A 22133-nucleotide genomic window follows, 5' to 3' on the forward strand; every position below is an offset into this window, starting at 1 on the left:
TCTCGGTCCGGGAGGCGTAGCCTTTATTCCCGCTGTCCATCACCTTGTGAAGCGGAAGAGGGCGGTTGCCGCCGTGTCGCCACAGTCCCCCAGTAACTCGAGCATCTCGACCGACACCGACCAAGCGGGCAAGAACCCCGCGGCCGCGTTCGGTCCCAATGAGTGGCTCGTCGACGAGATCTATCAGCAGTACCTCCAGGACCCCAATTCGGTGGACCGAGCCTGGTGGGACTTCTTCGCCGACTACAAGCCGGGGGCGGCCGCCGCCCAGGCTGCGTCGGGGAAGGCGGCCACGGGGGCCGCGGAGACCACCGGCGCCGCGCGGCCGGCCCAGGCGCAGGCCCCGGCCGCCCCGGCGCAGCAGGCCGCCCCGGCCCCCGCCGCTCAGCCGGCCGCCGAGCCGAAGCCCGCCGCGCAGGCCGCCAAGCCCGCCCAGGCGGCTCCCGCGGCCCCGGCCGCGCCGCAGGCGAAGCCCGCCGCCAAGGCCCAGGCCAAGGCCGCGCCCGCCAAGGACGCCGGCAAGGGCGCCGCGGAGTCCACCGAGGGCCCGGAGCTGGTCACGCTGCGCGGTCCCGCCGCGGCCGTCGCCAAGAACATGGACGCCTCGCTGGAGATGCCGACGGCCACGTCCGTCCGCGCCGTTCCGGTGAAGCTGCTGTTCGACAACCGCATCGTCATCAACAACCACCTCAAGCGCGCCCGCGGCGGGAAGATCTCCTTCACGCACATCATCGGGTACGCGATGGTGCAGGCGATCAAGGCGATGCCGTCGATGAACTGGTCGTACCAGATCAAGGACGGCAAGCCGACCCTGGTCAAGCCCGACCACGTCAACCTCGGCCTCGCCATCGACCTGGTCAAGCCGAACGGCGACCGCCAGCTGGTCGTCGCGGCGATCAAGAAGGCCGAGACGCTGAACTTCTTCGAGTTCTGGCAGGCCTACGAGGACATCGTCCGTCGCGCCCGCGACAACAAGCTGACGATGGACGACTTCACCGGCGTCACGGTCTCCCTGACCAACCCCGGCGGCCTCGGCACCGTCCACTCGGTTCCGCGCCTGATGCCGGGCCAGTCGGTGATCATGGGCGTCGGCTCCATGGACTACCCGGCCGAGTTCCAGGGCACCAGCCAGGACACGCTCAACAAGCTGGGCGTCTCCAAGGTCATGACGCTCACGTCGACGTATGACCACCGGGTGATCCAGGGCGCCGCGTCCGGCGAGTTCCTGCGCCAGGTCGCCAACCTCCTGCTCGGCGAGAACCGCTTCTACGACGAGATCTTCGAGGCCCTGCGCATCCCCTACGAGCCGGTCCGCTGGCTCAAGGACATCGACGCCTCGCACGACGACGACGTCACGAAGGCCGCCCGCGTCTTCGAGCTGATCCACTCCTACCGGGTCCGCGGCCACGTCATGGCCGACACCGACCCGCTGGAGTACCAGCAGCGCAAGCACCCCGACCTGGACATCACCGAGCACGGGCTCACCCTGTGGGACCTGGAGCGCGAGTTCGCCGTCGGCGGCTTCGCCGGCAAGTCGATGATGAAGCTGCGCGACATCCTCGGCGTCCTGCGCGACTCGTACTGCCGCACCACCGGCATCGAGTTCATGCACATCCAGGACCCCAAGCAGCGCAAGTGGATCCAGGACCGGGTGGAGCGCCCGCACTCCAAGCCGGAGCGCGAGGAGCAGCTGCGCATCCTGCGCCGGCTCAACGCCGCGGAGGCCTTCGAGACCTTCCTCCAGACGAAGTACGTCGGCCAGAAGCGCTTCTCCCTGGAGGGCGGCGAGTCCGTCATCCCGCTGCTCGACGCGGTGCTGGACTCGGCCGCCGAGTCCCGCCTGGACGAGGTCGTCATCGGCATGGCCCACCGCGGCCGGCTGAACGTCCTCGCCAACATCGTCGGCAAGTCGTACGCGCAGATCTTCCGCGAGTTCGAGGGCAACCTCGACCCGAAGTCGATGCACGGCTCCGGTGACGTGAAGTACCACCTGGGCGCCGAGGGCACCTTCACCGGCCTGGACGGCGAGCAGATCAACGTCTCCCTGGTCGCCAACCCCTCCCACCTGGAGGCGGTCGACCCGGTCCTGGAGGGCGTCGCCCGCGCCAAGCAGGACATCATCAACAAGGGCGGCACGGACTTCACCGTCCTGCCGGTGGCGATCCACGGCGACGCGGCCTTCGCGGGCCAGGGCGTCGTGGCCGAGACCCTGAACATGTCGCAGCTGCGCGGCTACCGCACCGGCGGCACGGTCCACATCGTCATCAACAACCAGGTCGGCTTCACGGCCGCCCCGGAGTCCTCCCGCTCGTCGATGTACGCCACGGACGTGGCGCGCATGATCGAGGCCCCGATCTTCCACGTCAACGGCGACGACCCGGAGGCCTGCGTCCGTGTGGCGCGACTGGCCTTCGAGTTCCGCCAGGCCTTCAACAAGGACGTGGTGATCGACCTCATCTGCTACCGCCGCCGCGGTCACAACGAGTCGGACAACCCGGCCTTCACCCAGCCGCTGATGTACGACCTGATCGACAAGAAGCGCTCGGTGCGCAAGCTCTACACCGAGTCCCTCATCGGTCGCGGCGACATCACCCTGGAGGAGGCCGAGCAGGCGCTCCAGGACTACCAGGGCCAGCTGGAGAAGGTCTTCACCGAGGTCCGCGAGGCCACCTCGCAGCCGTCGGCCACGGAGCCCTCCGACCCGCAGGCGGAGTTCCCGGTCGCCGTGAACACCGCGGTGTCCAGCGAGGTCGTCAAGCGGATCGCCGAGTCCCAGGTCAACATCCCCGACCACATCACGATCCACCCGCGCCTGCTGCCGCAGCTCCAGCGCCGGGCGGCCATGGTCGAGGACGGCACGATCGACTGGGGCATGGGCGAGACCCTCGCCGTCGGCTCGCTGCTGCTGGAGGGCGTCCCGGTCCGCCTGGCCGGCCAGGACTCCCAGCGCGGCACCTTCGGCCAGCGGCACGCGGTGGTCATCGACCGGGAGACCGGCGAGGAGTTCACGCCGCTGCTGTACCTGTCCGAGGACCAGGCCCGGTACAACGTCTACAACTCCCTGCTCTCCGAGTACGCGGCGATGGGCTTCGAATACGGCTACTCGCTGGCCCGCCCGAACGCGCTGGTGATGTGGGAGGCGCAGTTCGGCGACTTCGTCAACGGCGCGCAGACGGTCGTGGACGAGTTCATCTCGTCGGCGGAGCAGAAGTGGGCCCAGACCTCCGGTGTGGTCCTGCTCCTGCCGCACGGCTACGAGGGCCAGGGTCCGGACCACTCCTCGGCCCGCCCGGAGCGGTTCCTCCAGCTCTGCGCCCAGAACAACATGACGGTCGCGATGCCGACGCTCCCGTCGAACTACTTCCACCTCCTGCGGTGGCAGGTGCACAACCCGCACCACAAGCCGCTGGTCGTCTTCACGCCGAAGTCGATGCTGCGCCTGAAGGCGGCGGCCTCGAAGGCGGAGGAGTTCACCACCGGCCAGTTCCGCCCGGTCATCGGCGACGACTCCGTCGACCCGGCCGCGGTCAAGAAGGTCGTCTTCTGCGCCGGCAAGGTCTACTACGACCTGGAGGCCGAGCGGCAGAAGCGCGGCGTGACGGACACGGCGATCATCCGCATCGAGCGCCTGTACCCGCTGCCGGGTACCGAGCTCCAGGCGGAGATCGCGAAGTACCCGAACGCCGAGAAGTACCTGTGGGCGCAGGAGGAGCCGGCGAACCAGGGTGCCTGGCCGTTCATCGCGCTCAACCTGATCGACCACCTGGACCTGGCCGTCGGTGCCGACGTCCCGCACGGCGAGCGCCTGCGCCGCATCTCGCGCCCGCACAGCTCGTCACCGGCCGTCGGTTCCGCCAAGCGGCACCAGGCGGAGCAGGAGCAGCTGGTGCGCGAGGTGTTCGAGGCGTAACCGGACCGGCGGCCTCCGCCGCCGCGCACCACGCCTGACCGGGCCGCATCCCCTTGCCGGGGGTGCGGCCCGGTCCTTTGCGCCCACTTATCCTTGAGCCCATGTACTTCACCGACCGTGGCATCGAGGAACTGGAGAAGCGGCGCGGCGAGGAGGAGATCACCTTCGAGTGGCTCGCCGAGCAACTGCGGACGTTCGTCGACCTCAACCCGGACTTCGAGGTCCCGGTGGAACGCCTGGCGACGTGGCTGGCCCGCCTGGACGACGAGGACGACGAGTAACCCCGCCGGCGGACAGCCGCGCAGCCGGCCGCCGCAGCCGCGAACAGTCGAGCCGTCGGCCGTAGCTGCGGGCAGTCGTGCCGCTGGGGCGGCACGGGTGGGCGCAGCGGCGCCCCGCAGCGGGCAGCGCCCCCAGACCACGGCGCCCGACGCAAGGGCACCCCTCGGCAGACAGCCGTAACTGCGCACGCACAGCCTCTCGGCACAGTCACAAGCCAGGAGAAACCGACCGCCACCACGCGTCACTGATCACCAATACGGGTGTCTTGACTTTCCGAGGGCGCGATATATCGTGAATAGGGCAGGACGCGATATGGCGCGTTGGTCTCAGGAGGTCTGCCCGATGTCCCAGTGGTCCGTCACCGAGGCCAGCAAGCTCACCTTCGACACCCCCGTGAGCACCCTCCAGGTACGCATCGTCAACGGAACGGTGAACGTGGTGGGCACGGAAGACAGTTCCGCCCGCCTGGAGGTCTCCGAGATCGAGGGCCCGCCCCTCATCGTCACCCAGCAGGGCAGCACACTCACGGTGGCCTACGAGGACCTGCCCTGGAAGGGCTTCCTCAAGTGGCTGGACCGCAAGGGCTGGCGTCGCAGCGCCGTGGTCTCCCTGGCCGTCCCGGCGGGCACCCGGGTCGAGGTGGGCGTCGTCGGCGCCGCGGCCTTCGTCTCCGGCATCGAGGGGCGCACGGAGGTGAGGGGCGTCTCGGGCGACACCACACTGGTGGGCCTCGCGGGCCCGGTGCGCGCGGACACGGTGTCCGGGAGCCTGGAAGCCCAGGCCCTCACCGGGGATCTGCGCTTCAACTCGGTCTCCGGGGACCTGACGGTCGTGGAGGCGGGCTCCTCCGTCCGCGCCGACTCGGTGAGCGGTTCGATGATCGTGGATCTCGATCCGGCGGGGCACCCCACCGACATCGGCCTGGCCAGCGTCTCGGGGGAGATCGCCATCAGGCTGCCGCACCCGCCCGACGCCCGAGTGGAGGCCAACACGGCGAGCGGCGCGGTCTCCAGCGCCTTCGAGGACCTCCGGGTCACCGGCCAGTGGGGCGCCAAGCGGATCACCGGCCGGCTCGGCGCGGGCAACGGCAGACTCAAGGCGACCACGGTCTCCGGTTCGATCGCGCTCCTGCGCCGCCCGCCCACGGAGGAGGAGCCCTGGGACGTGGGGCCGCCGGCCGACGAGCCGCCGGCCGACGCTCCGGCGGACCCCGGTGACGCGGGCCGGCCGCGGGACGGCGCACAGGACGACTCGGGGGACAATTCCGTTGCCGGCCGGGACGCGGGCGCCGCGGGTGCCCCGGCCGACGGCCCGACCGACAAGAAGGTGCTCTGACATGCCCCCCGTCTTCGCCCACGGACGCCTCCGCCTCTACCTCCTGAAGCTGCTCGACGAGGCCCCGCGCCACGGCTACGAGGTGATCCGCCTCCTCGAAGAGCGCTTCCAGGGCCTGTACGCCCCCTCGGCGGGCACGGTCTACCCCCGGCTGGCGAAGCTGGAGGCCGAGGGGCTGGTCACCCACGCCACGGAGGGCGGCCGCAAGGTCTACTCCATCACCGACGCCGGCCGTGCCGAACTGGCCGAGCGCAGCGGTGAGCTGGCCGATCTGGAGCTGGAGATCCGGGAGTCGGTCGCCGAGCTGGCCGCCGAGATCCGGGCCGATGTGCGGGGCGCCGCGGGCGACCTCCGCCGGGAGATGCGGGCGGCGGCCTCCGAGGCCCGCCGGGACCCGGCGGCCGGGGGCCGCGCCGAGGGCGGTGTCTTCGGGGACTTCGGCGACTTCGCGGACGTCGGCGACAAGGAGGCCTGGCGCGTCGCCAAGGACGAGATGCGGCGCGTCAAGCAGGAGTGGAAGGAGCAGGCGCGGCGGGCCAAGGACGAGAGCCGCCGGGCCCGCGAGGAGGCGCAGCGGGCGCGGCGACAGGCCAAGGAGGCGCAGGAGCGGGCCCGCGCCCAGGCCCAGGAGGAGGTGCAGCGCATCGCCCGGCGGGTCCAGGAGCAGGTGCAGGACCACTTCGCCCGCGGCGACTGGCCGACCGGGCTGCGCGAGGGGCTGGCGGAACTGGCCAAGGAGTTCGGCGAGTTCGGCAAGGACTTCGGCCGGGGCCGCGCCGAAGGGACGGCGGACACCGCGACCGCCCACGCGGAATACTCCGAGACCCCCGAGGACTTCCCGGCCGACTACATGCCGCCCTGGGCGCGGGAGGGCGCCGCCGAGTCCACCGGTGACCCGGCCCGCGACCTGGACCGGCTGCTGGACCGCTTCCGCGACGAGATCCGCGACGCGGCCCGCGACCACGGCGTCACGCCCGACCAGCTCCGCGACGCCCGCCGCCATCTGTCCACGGCGGCGGCCCACATCGGAGCCCTGCTGCGCGGCCCCAAACTCTGAGCCTGGGGCGCCGCCGACGCGTCCGTGCGGCCGAGGAGGGGGCCGGACCGGGGCCACGCCGGCCCGCCTCCTCCCCCGCTCCTGCTCTGCCGCCCTCCCCCGCCCCTGATCTGCTGTCCTCCCCCGCCCCTGATCTGCCGCCCTCGCCCGGCCCCGCCCCTTCCTCCGCCCGCCTGCCTCAGCCTCCCTCGGGCCCCCTCCCTCAGCCGGCCTTCGCCTCGCCCTCCCCGCCCAGCACCCGGGTCAGGGACTCGTGGGTGACGCCGTGGTCCGCGAGGACCTCGGCGGGTACGCCGGGGCGGACGGTCAGGGCGAGGAGGATGTGCTCGTCCCCGATGTGCCGATCGCGGCGGCCGAGCGCGACCCGCAGGGCCTGCTCGAGCACGTCCTTGGCGTCGCGCCCGAAGACGGTCCGCCCCGACCACCACCCCCGGTCCTTCCGGCCCCCGGACATCGCCCCGACGCCGTGCGCCTCCTCGACGCGGGCGACGACCTCCGCGACGTCGATCCCCAGTCCGGCGAGGGCGTCGGCCTCCGCCTGCGAGAGCCCGGCCCGCCGCCGCGCCTCGTCCAGCGCCCGCCGCACCGACTCCCTCCGCGCACCGGCGAGCCCCAGCGCGGCCAGGGCGAACGAGGCGCGGCTGCCCTCGCGGTCCAGCAGCGCCAGCAGCAGATGCCCGGCCTCCACCGTCCGCGCGCCCGCCCCTTCGGCCAGCTCGACGGACCCCTTCACCACCGCACGGGCGTCCTTCGTGAACCGCTCGAACATCAATGCCTCCCGTACTTCTTGTGCACGGCCTGCCTGCTCACCCCGAGTTCCGTGGCGATCTCCTGCCACGACCAGCCCTGGTTGCGCGCGCTGCGCACCTGCACCGCCTCGAGCTGCTCCAGCAGCCTCCGCAGCGCGGCGACCGCCCGCAGCCCGACCCTCGGATCACGGTCACCGGCACGCGCGGCGAGATCCGTTGCTTCGCTCATGATGTCAACGTACGTTGACACCCCTGTGCTGTCAACCAACGTTGACAGCACAGGGGCCGGTGACCGACGGCGTAAGGCCCCGGGAACGACGAACGGCGGACCGGGGCAGCACACCCCGGCCCGCCGTCACCCGAAGCGGGCGAGAACCCGACGAGACCTCAGCAGTTCCTCAGGAGTCCGTCACGAGCCCTTCAGGAGTTCGTGAGCACGATCTTGCCGAACTGGTCGCCCGCCGCCATCCGCTCGAAGCCCTCCCGGGCCCGGTCCATCGGCAGCACCTCGTCGATCACCGGACGCACACCGGTGGCCGCGCAGAACGACAGCAGGTCCTCCAGCTCGTCCTTGGTGCCCATCGTGGACCCGACGACCTTCAGCTCCAGGAAGAAGATCCGGGTCAGTTCGGCGTGCGAGGGCCGGTCGCCACTGGTCGCACCGGAGATGACCAGGGTGCCGCCGGGGCGCAGCGACTTCACGGAGTGCGACCAGGTCGCCGCCCCCACGGTCTCGATCACCGCGTCGACCCGCTGCGGCAGCCGCGCACCCGGCTCCACCGCCTCCACGGCGCCCAGCTCCAGGGCCCGCTTCCGCTTGGCCTCGTCCCGGCTGGTGGCGAAGACCCGCAGTCCGGCGGCCTTGCCGAGCACGATGGCGGCCGTGGCCACGCCGCCGCCGGCCCCCTGCACCAGCACGGAGTCGCCCGGGCGCACACCGGCGTTGGTGAACAGCATCCGGTACGCCGTCAGCCAGGCGGTCGGCAGACAGGCGGCCTCCACGAAGGACAGCTCCTTGGGCTTGGGCAGGATGTTCCAGGTCGGCACGGCGACCCGCTCGGCGAACGTGCCCTGGTAGCGCTCGGTGAGGATCGAACGCGGCTCCCTGGGGCCGACCCCGTGCCCGCTCTGGCCGATCACAGAGTGCAGCACGACCTCGTTGCCGTCCTCGTCGACGCCCGCGGCGTCACAGCCGAGGATCATCGGCAGCCGGTCCTCCGGGAGACCGACCCCGCGCAGGGACCACAGATCGTGATGGTTGAGGGAGGCGGCCCTGACGTCGACGACGCTCCAGCCGGGGCGGGCCTCGGGAGCGGGGCGCTCTCCCGACTCCAGTCCGGAGAGCGGCTGGTCGCGGTCGATTCGGGCGGCGTAGACAGCGAACATGACCTTGACGATAGGGTCCGCGCCGCCCGACCGAAACCACACGGCCCTGTGACACACGCCCTCTTGCCAGTCGCCCCGGACCTTGCCAGACCCCGGCCGGGCGCACGCCGACGCCTCAGGACACGCCACCCGCCGCCCTTGCCCGGCGCCCCGCGCCTGCCGCCCTTCGCCCGACACCCCGCGCTCGCCGCCCCGCGCCCCCGCGCACGCCGCCCTTGGCCCGAAGCCCCGCGCCCTTTGCCCGGCGCCCCGCACCCGACCCCCGCGCACGTGAACGGCCCCGCCCACCCGGGACGGGGCCGTTCACGCGTTCGGGCCGCGCGTCAGCTCATCGGCGCGCGACGCCCTCCGCCCGCGCTGCCGCCGCGACCGCCGCCGTGACGGCCGGCGCGACGCGCTCGTCGAACGGGGACGGGATGACGTAGTCCGCCGCGAGGTCGTCGCCGACCACGGAGGCCAGCGCCTCGGCCGCCGCGAGCTTCATGCCCTCGGTGATCCGGGAGGCCCGGACCTGGAGCGCCCCGGCGAAGATCCCGGGGAACGCCAGCACGTTGTTGATCTGGTTCGGGAAGTCCGACCGCCCCGTGGCGACCACGGCCGCGTACTTGTGCGCGACCTCGGGGTGCACCTCGGGGTTGGGGTTGGCCATGGCGAACACGAAGGCGCCGTCGGCCATCGAGGCCACCGCCTCCTCCGGCACCGTGCCGCCGGAGACGCCGATGAAGACGTCGGCGCCGGCCAGGGCCGCCTCCAGCGAGCCGGACAGCCCACCCTTGTTGGTGAACTCCGCCAGCTCCCGCTTCACCGGGGTCAGGTCGTCCCGGTCGGCGGACACGACGCCCTTGCGGTCGGCCACCGCGACGTCCCCGATCCCGGCCTCGACGAGCATCTTGGCGATGGCGACGCCGGCCGCGCCCGCGCCGGAGATCACCGCCCGCAGCTCGCCCAGCGCCCGCCCGCTCAGCCGCGCCGCGTTCCGCAGCGCCGCCAGCGTCACGACCGCCGTGCCGTGCTGGTCGTCGTGGAAGACCGGGATGTCGAGGCGCTCCTGGAGCTTGCGCTCGACCTCGAAGCACCGGGGTGCCGAGATGTCCTCCAGGTTCACGCCGCCGAAGGACGGCGCGAGCCGGACCACGGTGTCCACGATCTCGTCGACGTCCGTGCAGGCCAGGGCGATCGGGACCGCGTCCACGCCGCCGAACTGCTTGAAAAGGATCGCCTTGCCTTCCATCACCGGAAGGGAGGCCTCGGGCCCGATGTCCCCGAGTCCGAGCACGGCCGTACCGTCCGTCACGACGGCCACCACGGAGGACTTCCACGTGTAGTCGTGGACGAGCTCCGGCTGCTCGGCGATCGCGCTGCACACCTGCGCGACGCCGGGCGTGTACGCCAGGGACAGGTCGTCCTTGTCGCGGACCGGCACGGTGGCCTGCACGGCCATTTTGCCGCCGCGGTGCAGTGCGAACGCGGGCTCGATGGAATCGAGGGGCTCGGCCCCGGCTTCCTGCGTCGTGCCGACGTCGCTGCCGCTGCGAGGATTGACGATCTCCGCTGCCACTTTGTTGTACCCCTTAGGTATTCACGGTTTGAGGGTTTGTCCACTCCTGGTGAGGGGTGGGCGGGACCGCGCCAGACCCAGGTCACTGATGCGTACGGGCCTGGACGCGACGGGCGCGCCGCACACGCGCCCTGAGCCCCGGATGAGGGGTGTGAAGAACCTTCTTACCGGACGGACACCCCCGGCGACGAGTCCATTCAGCCCAAGCTCACATTCCGGACCATGAACGCCGCATGCCGGTGACATGACTCATAGCCCAAGCTCTGGACAATCTCGCAGCCCCCTCTTGACAGCCGCTGGAGGCGTACAAGGAGGAGAGGGCCAAACACGCCCACCTCGCCCGTATCCGGCGACGCACCGAAGATCTTCCGGCCGGAAGGACTGATTCCCGTAAAGGTTCGGTCGTGATGTACCAACCTGGTCCGGTTCGGGGGGTGACCCGTTATCCGATTTTGACATGGCAAGCCCCCTGAACGGCTCAGTCCGAATGGCAAGATGCCGTAATCACACGAGGTCGCGACACTCGATGGTGTGTGCTTCCGCCGACCGTCGTGTGCTCCGGTCGACGACTGCCGCGCGCTCCCGTCGGCCCAGGCATCCGCCGAGTCCGTCGGCGGGCGCCCCCCCGTCCCATCGGCTCCACCCTTCCGCCGGAGGAACCCACCATGACCGCAAGCTCCACCCGTCGTACGACCGCCGCGCACTCCCGGCTAGCAGCGGTCGGTGCGATCGCGGTCGCAGGCGCTCTGCTGATCACCGGATGCGGTGACCAGACCGAGAACAGCGGCTCGGGCAGCGACACCCAGAAGACCGAGGCCCCGCTGGCCGACAAGCTCCCCCAGTCCATCCGCGACAAGGGCGTCATCAAGGTCGGTTCCGACATCGCGTACGCGCCGGTCGAGTTCAAGGACGAGTCCGGGAAGGTCGTCGGCATCGACCCGGACCTCGCGGCCGCCATGGGCAAGCAGCTCGGCGTGACGTTCGAGTTCAAGAACGGCACCTTCGACACCCTGATCACCGGTCTGCGCTCCAAGCGCTACGACATCGCCATGTCGGCGATGACGGACACCAAGGACCGCCAGGAGGGCATCGACTCCGAGACCGGCAAGAAGGTCGGCCAGGGCGTCGACTTCGTGGACTACTTCACCGCCGGTGTCTCGATCTACACCAAGAAGGGCGACGACCAGGGCATCAAGACCTGGTCCGACCTGTGCGGCAAGAAGGTCGTCGTGCAGCGCGGCACGGTCTCCGAGGACCTGGCCAAGGCCGAGGCCAAGAAGTGCCCGAAGGACAAGAAGCTCTCCATCGAGGCCTTCGACAACGACCAGCAGGCCCAGACCCGCCTGCGCGGCGGCGGCGCCGACGCCGGCTCCTCCGACTTCCCGGTCGCGGCGTACGCGGTGAAGACCTCCGGCGGCGGCAACGACTTCCAGCTGGTCGGCGAGCAGGTCGAGGCCGCGCCGTACGGCATCGCGGTGGCCAAGGACAACACCCAGCTGCGGGACGCCCTCAAGGCCGCGCTGGACGCGATCATCGCCAACGGCGAGTACAAGAAGGTCCTGGACAAGTGGGGCGTGGCGGAAGGTGCCGTCACGGAAGCCACCATCAACGGCGGCAAGTGACCCTCGCGGGCACTGAAAGGCAAGTTCCGTGACTGTTGACATCGACAAGACGGAGGGCGGCCCGGCCGGCACGCCGCCCTCCGGTCCGGAGGCCATCAAGGCCATCCCGGTCAGGCACTACGGGCGGTACGTCTCCGCCACCCTCGCGATCGCGCTGCTGGCCGCCGTGGTCTACGCGTTCTCCCAGGGCAAGATCAACTGGGGCGCGATCCCGGACTACTTCCTCGACGACCGGGTCCTGTCCGGTGTGGGCAAGACGCTGCTCATCACCGTCCTGGCCATGGCGATCGGCATCGTCGGCGGCATCATGCTCGCCGTCATGCGGCTGTCGAAGAACCCGGTGACCTCGTCCATCGCGTGGTTCTACATCTGGTTCTTCCGCGGCACACCGGTCCTGGTGCAGCTGGTCGTCTGGTTCAACCTGGGCCTGGTCTTCGAGTACATCAACCTCGGCCCGGTCTACCGCGACGAGTGGTCGGACTTCATGACGCCGTTCCTGACGGCGCTGCTCGGCCTGGGCCTGAACGAGGCCGCGTACATGGCGGAGATCTGCCGCGCCGGTCTGCTCGCGGTCGACGAGGGCCAGACCGAGGCCGCGCACGCGCTGGGCATGAGCCACGCCAAGACGCTGCGCCGGATCGTCGTCCCGCAGGCGATGCGCGTGATCGTGCCGCCGACGGGCAACGAGGTCATCAACATGCTGAAGACGACCTCGCTGGTGTCGATCGTGCAGTACTCCGAACTGTTCCGCGTCGCCCAGGACATCGGCCAGACGTCGGGTGCCCCGGCCGAGATGCTGTTCCTCGCCGCGGCCTGGTACCTGCTGCTGACGTCGGTCTTCAGCGTGGGCCAGTACTACCTGGAGCGCTACTACGCCCGCGGATCCAGCCGGACCCTGCCGGCGACCCCGCTGCAGAAGGTCAGGGCCAACCTGCTGTCCCTGTCGAACCGCTCCAGCACGTCAGGAGGCGCGGCATGACCGCCATGGTGAAGGCCGAGGGCGTCCACAAGTCGTTCGGCCACGTGGAGGTGCTCAAGGGCATCGACCTGGAGGTCGAGCAGGGCGAGGTGTTCTGCCTCATCGGCCCGTCCGGCTCCGGCAAGTCGACCTTCCTGCGGTGCATCAACCACCTGGAGAAGATCAACGCCGGGCGGCTGTACGTCGACGGCGAGCTGGTCGGCTACCGGCAGAAGGGCGACAAGCTCTACGAGCTGAAGGACAGCGAGGTCGCCCGCAAGCGCCGGGACATCGGCATGGTCTTCCAGCGCTTCAACCTGTTCCCGCACATGACGGCCGTCGAGAACGTCATGGAGGCGCCGGTCCAGGTCAAGGGCACGGGCAGGGCGGAGGCCAAGGAGCGCGCCATGCAGCTCCTGGAGCGGGTGGGCCTGGGCGACAAGGCCGGCAACTACCCCTCGCAGCTCTCCGGCGGCCAGCAGCAGCGCGTCGCCATCGCCCGGGCGCTGGCCATGGACCCGAAGCTGATGCTGTTCGACGAGCCGACCTCGGCGCTCGACCCCGAGCTGGTCGGTGACGTCCTGGACGTCATGCGCGACCTCGCCGAGTCCGGGATGACGATGGTCGTCGTCACCCACGAGATGGGCTTCGCCCGCGAGGTCGGCGACAACCTGGTCTTCATGGACGGCGGCGTGGTGGTCGAGTCGGGCAACCCGCGCGACGTCCTGACCGATCCGCAGCACGAGCGGACGAAGGCGTTCCTGTCCAAGGTGCTCTGAGCAGCCCTGCGGCGCCGGACGCACACGGCGAAGGGGCGGTACGGCGGATCCGTACCGCCCCTTCGCGCATGCCCGCTACTTCAGTGCCAGCAGCAGCGTGTCCGACGGCGAGCACCACACCGGGCGCACCTCGCCGAACCCCTGCTCGCGCAGCACGCGCGCGTGCCACTGCGCGGAGGGCATGTCGCCGTCGGCGTGCTCGCCGTAGATCTCGAAGCGCCGGGCCGTGGGCTCGGCGAGCACCGGGTCCTTGGCGGCGAGCTGCCACCATTCGGACCAGTCCAGGGCGCCGTCCCGCCGGGCGGCCTCCATGCGCGCGTGCCGCTGGGCGCGCTCGGCGGCGTTGATCCGGGGTGTGGTGTCGTCGATCATGTGGTCGGCGTTCATGAAGACACCGCCGTCGCGGACGACCTGGGCGACCTGGCCGTAGAGGACCGTGAGGGGCTCGGCGTGGAGCCAGTGCAGGGCCGTGGCGGTGAGCACGGCGTCGTAGGAGTCGTAGGGCAGCTTCGCCGTCCAGTCGGGGGTCTTCAGGTCGGCGGAGACCAGAGTGACCCGCTCGTCGCCGGCGAAGGTGCCCTCGGCGATGGCGAGGAGCGCCGGGTCGAGGTCGACGCCGGTGCTGGTGGCCTGAGGGAACCGCGCCAGCAGCCGGGCCGTGATGCTGCCCGTGCCGCAGGCCAGGTCCAGTACCCGCGGGGCCCGGCCGGCCAGGGCCTCGACCATGTCGAGCATGATCCGGAAACGTTCCTCGCGGTCCGGCATGTACCACTCCTGCTGACGGTCCCAGCTCGTCTGCCAGGCCTGCCAGTCGGCACCGGTGCCGGTGATGTCCGCGTCCGTCATCGAGCCCCTCCCTCGCGTTCCCGTAATACCCTTGAGGCACGATCAGCCATTACTGACCGCAGGCACGACCATAGAGCCCCCTCGTAAGGACTACAAGTGGAACTGGCCTATTACTCGGATTACGCCGTGCGTCTCGTCAACACCGAGGAGCCGGCCCGGGGCAAGGACACCCTGACGTCGGTCGACGCCGTCCGCGAACTCTTCGGCGCCAACCAGTCGGCGGCCCGGCGTGCCACCGACGCGGACGTGACCCGGTTCCGCTCGGTCCGCGCCCGGCTGCGCGCGGTCTTCGAGGCGGCGGACGCCGGCGACGAGACCCTCGCCGTGGACCTGCTGAACTCGCTGCTGCTGGAGTTCCCCGTCAGCCCCCAGATCTCCGGCCACGACTTCCGGGACGACGACGGCCGCCCGCTGTGGCACATGCACCTGGCCGACCACCCGTCCAACACCACCGCCGGCTACGCGGCCATCGCGGCGATGGGGCTGGCGTTCCACCTGACGGAGTACGGCGTGGACCGCCTCGGCCTGTGCGAGGCCGCGCCCTGCCGCAACGCCTACCTGGACACCTCCACCAACCGCTCCCGGCGCTACTGCTCCGACCGCTGCGCCACCCGCGCCAACGTGGCGGCCTACCGCGCCCGCAAGCGCCTGGAGGCCGACCGCACGGCCGGCACCGGACGGACCGCCGACAGTGCCCAGCGCACCAGCGCGAACGGCGAACGCTGAGCGGCCGGCCGCGGCCGGTAGCGCACCCGGGCCCGGCCCAGGACGAACTCCTCGGGCACCACCCCGTAGTCGGTGCTGTCGCCCCCGGCGTACCGGTTGTCCCCCAGCACCCACCAGCCCGTCCCCCGGCGCTCCACGGCCCGCTTGACGACGAGCAGGTCCTGCTGGAAGGGGTGCCGCAGCACGACCACGTCCCCGGGTTTGATCCGGGCTCCCCAGTGCACCAGGAGGAGGTCCCCGTGGTGCAGCGTCGGTACCATCGACGGCCCGGTCACCTCGGCCGGCCCGAAGGGCAGCGTCCCTCTGGCGCGCTCCGTCTCCTGCGACAGCTCCGGCATCACCCGATACCTCCCCGGTCTTTCCTCCACCAGTCTCAGTCTCACCCCGGACTTTTGTCCTAAGCCCATGGGGGCACCCGCGAAAACGGGTCTGTCAGGGAGTAATGTCCCCCCTGAGAAGACGATCACGAGGAAGGATTGCTGCATGCTTTCCCGCCTGTTTGCCCCCAAGGTCAAGGTCAGCGCGCACTGCGACCTGCCCTGCGGTGTGTACGACCCTGCCCAGGCCCGCATCGAGGCGGAGTCGGTCAAGGCCATCCAGGAGAAGATGGCCGGGAACGACGACCCGCACTTCCAGGCGCGCGCCACCACCATCAAGGAGCAGCGCGCCGAGCTGGCCAAGCACCACGTGTCGGTGCTGTGGAGCGACTACTTCAAGCCGCCGCACTTCGAGAAGTACCCGGAGCTGCACCAGCTGGTCAACGACACCCTGAAGGCCCTGTCGGCCGCCAAGGGCTCCACCGACCCGGCCACCGGTCAGAAGGCGCTGGACTACATCGCCCAGATCGACAAGATCTTCTGGGAGACCAAGAAGGCCTGATCCGGCCTCGTATCTCCTGACCGGCGACGTCCCTGGTCGCCCGGTTCTCCCGACCGCACCCGGTCCGCGGGCCGCCGAGCACGGCGACACGGCGGACCGGGTGCGGTCTGCCGTTTCCGGCCGCAGCCGGCCGCGCACCGCCCGGGCCCGGCCCCGGCCCCGACTGTCCATCCTGGCCTCCGCGCACCGGGGGCATGTTCACGCCACATCTGGCGGCACCCCGCGAGAAAACGCTCCCTGACCAGGGGTCACCTCTTCACCACGCCTGGCCGGTCAGGGCGATCCGGCCATCTTTGCATGCTGCAAGTTAATAACCCCGCGCGCTGATCAAGGATCATCCCCGGCACTTCGTTCACGGCCGCCTCACAAGGGATGCACAGTGCGCACACAGGCCCGAAGATCACTCATCGCAGTCCTGACCCTGGCCCTGACAGCCATCGCGGGGGTCGTACCGGCGTCGGCCCTGCCCCAACGCCCGGGCGCCTCCCCGCCCTCGGCCGGGCCGCCCCGGTCCGCCCCGGCCGAGCCCAGGACGGCGGCGGACCTCCCGAAGCCGCCCAAGGCCATGACGCTCGCCGAGCGCCGCCGCCAGGTGAAGAGGGAACGGGACGAACGGTCGCCGATGCGCGCCTACATGGAGGCGCCCGGCAAGAAGCCGAAGGGGACGGCGCACGGCCGGCCGGACCCGGGCTCCGTGGCGCGCGGGCCCGCCGCCCGGGAGAGCACGACGGTCCGGCCGCTCAGGGCAGCGGCCGAGAACCCGACGTGGGTGTCCTCCCGGGCCACCGCGTACCCGGGTCTGCTGTCCATCGGCGGGCAGGTGAAGCTGCCCCGGCGCGGATCGTCGTACACCGGGATGTGGCTGTACGTCCTGGACGAGGCGGGCCACCCCGTGGTCCAGCAGGAGATCAAGAAGGCCACGGACGATCCCCGCGGCGACACCCCGGCCACCGGGGCCTGGTGCTACGACTGGTGGGAGAGCAACTCCTACCCCGTCGACCAGTGCTTCTGGTGGGCGAGCAGCGCCAAGGGCGGCATCCTCGAGGACGGCGAGAAGTACTACGCCTGGGTGTTCCTGACCAGCGCGGACGGGACGTCGAGTCCGGGCGGGACCACGTCACCGCTGGTGGAGGCGTTCTACACACCGGTGATTCCCGGGGCGCAGGCCGGCATCTGCACCTGCTACGCGCAGGCCCACCGCGCCGACCCGGTCAACACCGCGACCGGCATGTTCTTCGAGCAGTTCACCGACGCCTCCCTGGTGGGCCCGGGCGTGCCCCTGGCCCTGGAACGCACCTACCGCTCGGACTCGAGCACCGTCGGCCTGCTGGGACGCGGCTGGGCGACGCCGTTCGACGCGAAGCTGACCCTGGCCACGGGGAAGGCTACGTACCGGGCGGACGACGGGGCCTCGTTCGTCTTCACGCGCGAGAGCGACGGCACCTACCGGGCTCCCGCGGGCTCCGGGGCCAGGCTGGCCGAGACCGCCGGCGGCTACACGCTCACCACGCCGGACCACACCCGGCGCACCTTCGACAGCGGCGGCCGGCTCACGTCCGTGCTCGACAAGGCGGGCAAGGGACTCACCCTGATCTACGTGTCCGGCAGGCTCGCCTCGGTCGAGGACGCGGCCGGCCGCACCACCGCCTTCACGGTGGGCACCGACGGGCTGCTGGCCAAGGCGGCGCTGCCCGACGGCACTTCGGTGTCCTACGGGTACGCCGGCGGCCTGCTGACCTCCGTGACCGACCCCGCCGGCCGGACGTCGTCGTACGCCTACGACGCGGACGAGCGGCTGACCTCCTACACCGATCCGGCGGGCGGCAAGGTCACCAACGTCTACGACACCGCGGGCCGCATCACCTCGCAGACCGACCAGAACGGGAAGACCACCACCTTCACGTGGGACGGCGCCGCCGAGTCGCACACCACGGCGCCCGACGGCGGCGTGTGGACCGACGTGTACGCCGGCAACGTGCTGATGGAGACCATCGACCCGTACGGCGAGAGCATCACCTACGACTACGACCGGTACCTGCGCCCCGTCGCCATCACCGACCAGCGCGGCCACACCACGCAGATGACGTACGACGGCGCCGGGCGGATGCTCACCCGCAAGGCTCCGTCCGCGCTCGGCTACACGGAGAGCTGGACCTACGACGGCGCGGGCAACATCACCGGCCACACCGACGGCCGCGGCAACACGACCACGTACACGTACAACGCCTCGAACCAGCTGACCACCGCCACGGACCCGCTGGGCGGCAAGACCGTCTACACCTACACCGCGCTGGGTGCGGTCGCGACCGTGACGACCCCGCGCGGCAAGACCACGACGTACGGCTACGACGCGGCCGGCAACCGGACCTCGGTCACCACTCCGCTGGGCGAGAAGACGACGTTCACGTACGACGAGGCCGGGCGGATCCTGTCCAAGACAGACCCGCGCGGCACCGTCTCCGGCGCCGACCCGGCCGCCAACACCACGACCTACGCCTACGACGGACGCGGGCTGCTCACCTCGGCCACCGACCCGCTGGGCCGCACCACGACCTACGCGTACAACGGCGCCGAGCAGCTGACGTCCGCCAAGGACCCGGTCGGCGACACCACCACGTACGCCTACGACGACGCCGGGCACCTGACCCGGACCACCGACGCCGCCGGCGAGTCGGTCACCTACGCCTACGACGCCGCCGGGCGCCTCACCTCCGAGACCGACGCCGCCGGCAACACCACGACCTACACCTACGACAAGGCGGGACGCCTGCTCAGCAGGGTCTCGCCGCGCGGGAACGCCCCGGGCGCCGACCCGGCCGCCCACACCACCAGCTACGCCTACGACGCGGCGGGCAACCGGACCGAGGTCACCGGCCCGATCGGGGCGTCCACGACCACGACCTACGACGCGATCAACCGGCCGCTGGTCGTCACCGACCCGCTGGGCCACACCACCGGCTACACCTACGACGCCAACGACAACGTCACCGAGGTCACCGACGCCGCCGGGAAGACCGTCACCTCCGTCTACGACGAGAACGACCGGCTCACCAGCAGCACGAACCAGCTGGGCAAGACCACGACGTACGCCTACGACGCCGACGGCAACCTGCTCAGCCGCACGTCCCCGCTGGGCCACAAGGAGAGCTGGAGCTACGACGGCGACGGCCGCCGGATCACCTCCGTCGACCCACGCGGCCACGCCACCGGCGCCGACCCGGAGCAGTACACCACCCGGTACGGCTACGACCCGGCGGGCAACCTCACCACCGTCACCGACCCGCTCGGCGGCGTGACCACCACCGCCTACGACGCGGTGGACAACGTCGTCGGGCAGACGGACGCCGACGAGCGGGCCACCGTCTACGGCTACGACGAGCTGGACCGGCTGACCCGGGTGACCGCTCCGGGCGGTGCGGTCACCGCGTACCGCCACGACAAGTCCGGCAACGTCGTCGAGCGCACCGACGCCAACGGCCACGTCACCACGTACGGCTACGACGCGGCCCGCCGCCTCACCTCGGTCACCGACCCGCTGGGCCGGGAGACGACCTACGCCTACGACGCCGCCGGCAACCTCACCGAGAGGACCACGCCCCGCGGGTCCACCGGCTACACCTACGACCCGCGCGGTCTGCTCACCCGGATCGACTACGCCGACGCCACGCCCGACGTCACGTTCGGCTACGACGACGCCGGCCGCATGACCGCCCGCGCCAACGCGAAGATCTCCGAGGACTTCGTCTACGACGCGGTCGGCAACCTCACCAAGACCCGCGGATTCGCCTACACCTACGACGCCGCCGGACAGATGCTCACCCGCACCTACTCCGACGGCACCACCATCGGCTACACCTACGACGACGACGGCCGCACCGCCACCATGACGGCCGACGGCAGGACCACCGCGTACACCTGGGACCCGGCAGGCAATCTCACCGAGTCGGCGCTGCCCGACACCGAGACCGAGTACCGGACCCACGACCGCGCGGGCCGCCTCACGGCCGTCGCCTCGGTCAAGGGGGAGACCACGGTCACCAGGACCGCGCTCACCCTCTCCGCGGCGGGGCTGCCCACCCGTGTCGACGTCACCCGGGCCGGAGTCGGCACCGGCGGCTACGACCTCACCTACGACGCGGCCGGCCGCCTGGCCTCCGGCTGCTTCCCCCAGCCCTGGGTCACCGGCTGCGCCTCCGACCGCACCACCGCCTACACCTACGACAAGGTCGGCAACCGCCTGACCTCCGCCCTGGGCCCGACCACGACCAGCTACACCTACGACGCCGCCGACCAGCTCACCTCCACCACCACCGGCGACACGACCACCGCCTACGCGTACGACGCCGAAGGCAACCAGACCAAGAAGGGCGCCGACACCTACACCTACGACCTGGCGGGACGGATCTCCGCCGCCACGGTCGGCGGCAGCGACTACACCTACGACCACGACGCCGCCGGCAACCAGGTCGTCGCCGCCAAGGACGGCACGATCACCAGCCGTACCCAGTGGGACCCCAACGCCCCGCTGCCGGTCCTGGCCACCGAATACGACAGTGCCTGGACCGTCAAGCAGTCCTACCGCTACGACCCCCTCGGACAGCCCACCGCCACCAGGACCGGCTCCGGGGCGCTCTTCTACTACCACCACGACACCCAGGGCTCCCCGGTCGACGTCACGGGCAGCACCGGAACCGTCCACCAGCGCTGGGCCTACGACCCCTTCGGCACCCGCGTCCTCAACACCGTCACCGGCGGCGCCCCCGCCGCCACCCCGTCGTACACCGGCGCCCGCCACGAGCCCACCACGGGCAACCTGGACCTCCACGCCCGCCAGTACGACACCACGACCGGCCGCTTCACCCGGCCCGACCCCGCGGCCCGCGACCGGTCGACCCCGTACGTCTCGCCGTACGCCTACGCCGACAACGTGCCCACCTTCTACACCGACCCGAGCGGGCTGACGCCGGTGCCGGGCGACGACGGCAACGGCAGGGTCGACAGCCTCGGGGAAGGCCTGAAGATCTTCGGGAACGGCTTCCTCGAAGGGCTCAAGGCGCCCTTCGAGTTCCTCGGTGACGCCAAGGACGCCGTCACCGGGCAGAACGGCGGCGCCGGTGCCTTCGTCGACAAGTACCTCCCCGTCCGCCCCGCCTACCGGCTCTACCGGTCCGAGTACATGCTCCGCCAGCAGGGCTGCGACGCCCTGGCCGACCTGTACGCGGAAGCGGCCGAGGAGCTGACCCAGCAGCTGGCGGTCACGGGACTCGGCGGCCTGACCGGCTGGCGCCGCGCGGCGATCGAACCGGGCGGCGGACGGTACTACGGCGAGGCCAGCTCGACGCGGTTCGGGCTCCCGTACTACACGCCGGAGACGCCGTCGTCGATGTCCCGCATCAACCCGGAGGGCGGCCGGAAGAACTGCGGTCTGTGCGCGACCGCCGGCGACGACCTGATGGCCGGCCGGAACCCCAACGCCGTGTCCGGAGCGGACCGCCCGATGACGCGCGCCGAGGTGTCGGCGCTCACCGGCGTGCCGTTCCGGAAGGTGGGCGGCCTGAACGTCATCGTCAGTGACATGCTGCGCTGGGGCCCCGGTGCCCGGGCGATCGTGGGGGGCCTGGCCGAAGAAGGGCATCGGCCACTACTTCAACGTCGTCAACATCGATGGAAAGGTGGTCTTCCTCGACTTCCAGTCGGGCAAGGCGAACCCGGCGCACAAGAAGTACCGCGACTACTACGTGATGAGGACCAACTGACATGCTCGACGCGGAAGAGGCCGCGCGCAGGGCCGCGGAGTTCCTCGCGGAGGAGGCGAAGGGCTGGGGGCCCTCGTCCCACGTGCGGATCATCCCCGAGTACTGCTTCACGGACGGCGGACGCTTCATCGCCCCCTACGACCACGTCGAGTACCTCGACCACGGGCGTGAGGACATGCAGCTCGCCGGGAACCTCCCCGTGGCCGTCGACCTGGACACCGGGGCGTGCTCCTTCATCACCTGGGAGGACGCCGACGACCTGATGGAGCGCGACCTGCTGTGACCCGGGT

At 71.0% G+C, this 22133-nt stretch carries 16 protein-coding genes; 10 read left to right on the top strand and 6 right to left on the bottom strand.

Features of this window, described 5'->3' with window-relative positions; all coding sequences use genetic code 11:
* Positions 1-73: 73 nt before the first annotated feature.
* From ACZ45Q_RS00595 to ACZ45Q_RS00610, 4 genes are all read left to right on the top strand, one after another.
* On the top strand, positions 74-3910 hold the full coding sequence (locus ACZ45Q_RS00595; RefSeq protein WP_468253594.1) for a multifunctional oxoglutarate decarboxylase/oxoglutarate dehydrogenase thiamine pyrophosphate-binding subunit/dihydrolipoyllysine-residue succinyltransferase subunit: 3837 nt from the start codon (positions 74-76) through the stop codon (positions 3908-3910).
* 101 nt (positions 3911-4011) lie between these two features.
* Positions 4012-4191, top strand: coding sequence for a DUF6104 family protein (locus ACZ45Q_RS00600; RefSeq protein ID WP_028420339.1), 180 nt, complete (start codon positions 4012-4014; stop codon positions 4189-4191).
* Positions 4192-4534: 343 nt separating this feature from the next.
* Complete coding sequence (locus ACZ45Q_RS00605) at positions 4535-5527, top strand: DUF4097 family beta strand repeat-containing protein (RefSeq protein ID WP_468253595.1); 993 nt, start codon at positions 4535-4537, stop codon at positions 5525-5527.
* Position 5528: 1 nt separating this feature from the next.
* Positions 5529-6584, top strand: a complete 1056-nt coding sequence (locus tag ACZ45Q_RS00610) for a PadR family transcriptional regulator (protein WP_468253596.1) — start codon at positions 5529-5531, stop codon at positions 6582-6584.
* A gap of 202 nt (positions 6585-6786) precedes the next feature.
* Here the strand turns inward: ACZ45Q_RS00610 and ACZ45Q_RS00615 are convergent, their stop codons facing one another.
* The 4 genes from ACZ45Q_RS00615 to ACZ45Q_RS00630 form a co-directional block, all read right to left on the bottom strand.
* Complete coding sequence (locus ACZ45Q_RS00615; RefSeq protein WP_468253597.1) at positions 6787-7353, bottom strand: Clp protease N-terminal domain-containing protein; 567 nt, start codon at positions 7351-7353, stop codon at positions 6787-6789.
* Positions 7353-7562, bottom strand: a complete 210-nt coding sequence (locus tag ACZ45Q_RS00620; RefSeq protein WP_055417899.1) for a helix-turn-helix domain-containing protein — start codon at positions 7560-7562, stop codon at positions 7353-7355. Before ACZ45Q_RS00620 ends, ACZ45Q_RS00615 begins: the two co-directional genes overlap by 1 nt.
* Before the next feature lie 191 nt (positions 7563-7753).
* Entirely contained in the window at positions 7754-8719 is a 966-nt protein-coding gene (locus ACZ45Q_RS00625) for a zinc-binding dehydrogenase (RefSeq protein WP_468253598.1), read from the bottom strand.
* A gap of 328 nt (positions 8720-9047) precedes the next feature.
* Positions 9048-10277 carry an NAD(P)-dependent malic enzyme gene (locus ACZ45Q_RS00630; protein WP_468253599.1) on the bottom strand — a complete coding sequence of 410 codons (1230 nt, stop codon included), beginning with the start codon at positions 10275-10277 and terminating at the stop codon, positions 9048-9050.
* Positions 10278-10780: 503 nt separating this feature from the next.
* Here ACZ45Q_RS00630 and ACZ45Q_RS00635 point away from each other — a divergent pair.
* Genes ACZ45Q_RS00635 through ACZ45Q_RS00645 form a run of 3 tightly spaced genes read left to right on the top strand, consistent with a single transcriptional unit; the run spans position 10781 to position 13636 of the window.
* Positions 10781-11899, top strand: coding sequence for an ABC transporter substrate-binding protein (locus ACZ45Q_RS00635; protein WP_468254262.1), 1119 nt, complete (start codon positions 10781-10783; stop codon positions 11897-11899).
* A 28-nt stretch (positions 11900-11927) separates the two neighbouring features.
* The gene (locus ACZ45Q_RS00640; RefSeq protein WP_468253600.1) at positions 11928-12878 is read left to right on the top strand and encodes an amino acid ABC transporter permease; all 951 of its coding nucleotides are present in this window, start codon (positions 11928-11930) and stop codon (positions 12876-12878) included.
* A complete protein-coding gene (locus ACZ45Q_RS00645; protein WP_468253601.1) occupies positions 12875-13636 on the top strand; it encodes an amino acid ABC transporter ATP-binding protein in 762 nt (253 codons plus the stop codon). The genes ACZ45Q_RS00640 and ACZ45Q_RS00645 overlap by 4 nt, the downstream gene beginning before the upstream one ends.
* A gap of 75 nt (positions 13637-13711) precedes the next feature.
* Here the strand turns inward: ACZ45Q_RS00645 and ACZ45Q_RS00650 are convergent, their stop codons facing one another.
* Positions 13712-14482 (bottom strand): class I SAM-dependent methyltransferase, encoded by a 771-nt coding sequence (locus tag ACZ45Q_RS00650; RefSeq protein ID WP_468253602.1) that lies wholly within the window; start codon positions 14480-14482, stop codon positions 13712-13714.
* A gap of 96 nt (positions 14483-14578) precedes the next feature.
* Here ACZ45Q_RS00650 and ACZ45Q_RS00655 point away from each other — a divergent pair, with 96 nt between their 5' ends.
* Positions 14579-15208 carry a CGNR zinc finger domain-containing protein gene (locus ACZ45Q_RS00655; RefSeq protein ID WP_468253603.1) on the top strand — a complete coding sequence of 210 codons (630 nt, stop codon included), beginning with the start codon at positions 14579-14581 and terminating at the stop codon, positions 15206-15208.
* Here the strand turns inward: ACZ45Q_RS00655 and sodX are convergent.
* Positions 15112-15546: a nickel-type superoxide dismutase maturation protease gene (gene sodX, locus ACZ45Q_RS00660; protein ID WP_468253604.1), complete on the bottom strand. Its 435-nt coding sequence runs from the start codon at positions 15544-15546 to the stop codon at positions 15112-15114. The two genes, ACZ45Q_RS00655 and sodX, sit on opposite strands and share 97 nt — an antisense overlap.
* Before the next feature lie 145 nt (positions 15547-15691).
* Here sodX and sodN point away from each other — a divergent pair, with 145 nt between their 5' ends.
* Together sodN and ACZ45Q_RS00670 are read left to right on the top strand one after the other, a co-directional pair.
* Positions 15692-16087, top strand: coding sequence for a superoxide dismutase, Ni (gene sodN, locus ACZ45Q_RS00665; protein ID WP_010040396.1), 396 nt, complete (start codon positions 15692-15694; stop codon positions 16085-16087).
* 565 nt (positions 16088-16652) lie between these two features.
* Entirely contained in the window at positions 16653-22106 is a 5454-nt protein-coding gene (locus ACZ45Q_RS00670) for a DUF6531 domain-containing protein (RefSeq protein WP_468254263.1), read from the top strand.
* Positions 22107-22133: the final 27 nt, after the last annotated feature.

The organism is Streptomyces sp. NPDC031049 (assembly GCF_055571015.1).

Coding starts and splice junctions, on each gene's coding strand:
- ACZ45Q_RS00600 (WP_028420339.1), top strand. CDS start 4,012: ATGTACTTCACCGACCGTGGCATCGAGGAACTGGAGAAGCGGCGCGGC.
- ACZ45Q_RS00605 (WP_468253595.1), top strand. CDS start 4,535: ATGTCCCAGTGGTCCGTCACCGAGGCCAGCAAGCTCACCTTCGACACC.
- ACZ45Q_RS00610 (WP_468253596.1), top strand. CDS start 5,529: ATGCCCCCCGTCTTCGCCCACGGACGCCTCCGCCTCTACCTCCTGAAG.
- ACZ45Q_RS00615 (WP_468253597.1), bottom strand. CDS start 7,353: ATGTTCGAGCGGTTCACGAAGGACGCCCGTGCGGTGGTGAAGGGGTCC.
- ACZ45Q_RS00620 (WP_055417899.1), bottom strand. CDS start 7,562: ATGAGCGAAGCAACGGATCTCGCCGCGCGTGCCGGTGACCGTGATCCG.
- ACZ45Q_RS00625 (WP_468253598.1), bottom strand. CDS start 8,719: ATGTTCGCTGTCTACGCCGCCCGAATCGACCGCGACCAGCCGCTCTCC.
- ACZ45Q_RS00645 (WP_468253601.1), top strand. CDS start 12,875: ATGACCGCCATGGTGAAGGCCGAGGGCGTCCACAAGTCGTTCGGCCAC.
- ACZ45Q_RS00650 (WP_468253602.1), bottom strand. CDS start 14,482: ATGACGGACGCGGACATCACCGGCACCGGTGCCGACTGGCAGGCCTGG.
- sodX (WP_468253604.1), bottom strand. CDS start 15,546: ATGCCGGAGCTGTCGCAGGAGACGGAGCGCGCCAGAGGGACGCTGCCC.
- sodN (WP_010040396.1), top strand. CDS start 15,692: ATGCTTTCCCGCCTGTTTGCCCCCAAGGTCAAGGTCAGCGCGCACTGC.
- ACZ45Q_RS00670 (WP_468254263.1), top strand. CDS start 16,653: ATGACGCTCGCCGAGCGCCGCCGCCAGGTGAAGAGGGAACGGGACGAA.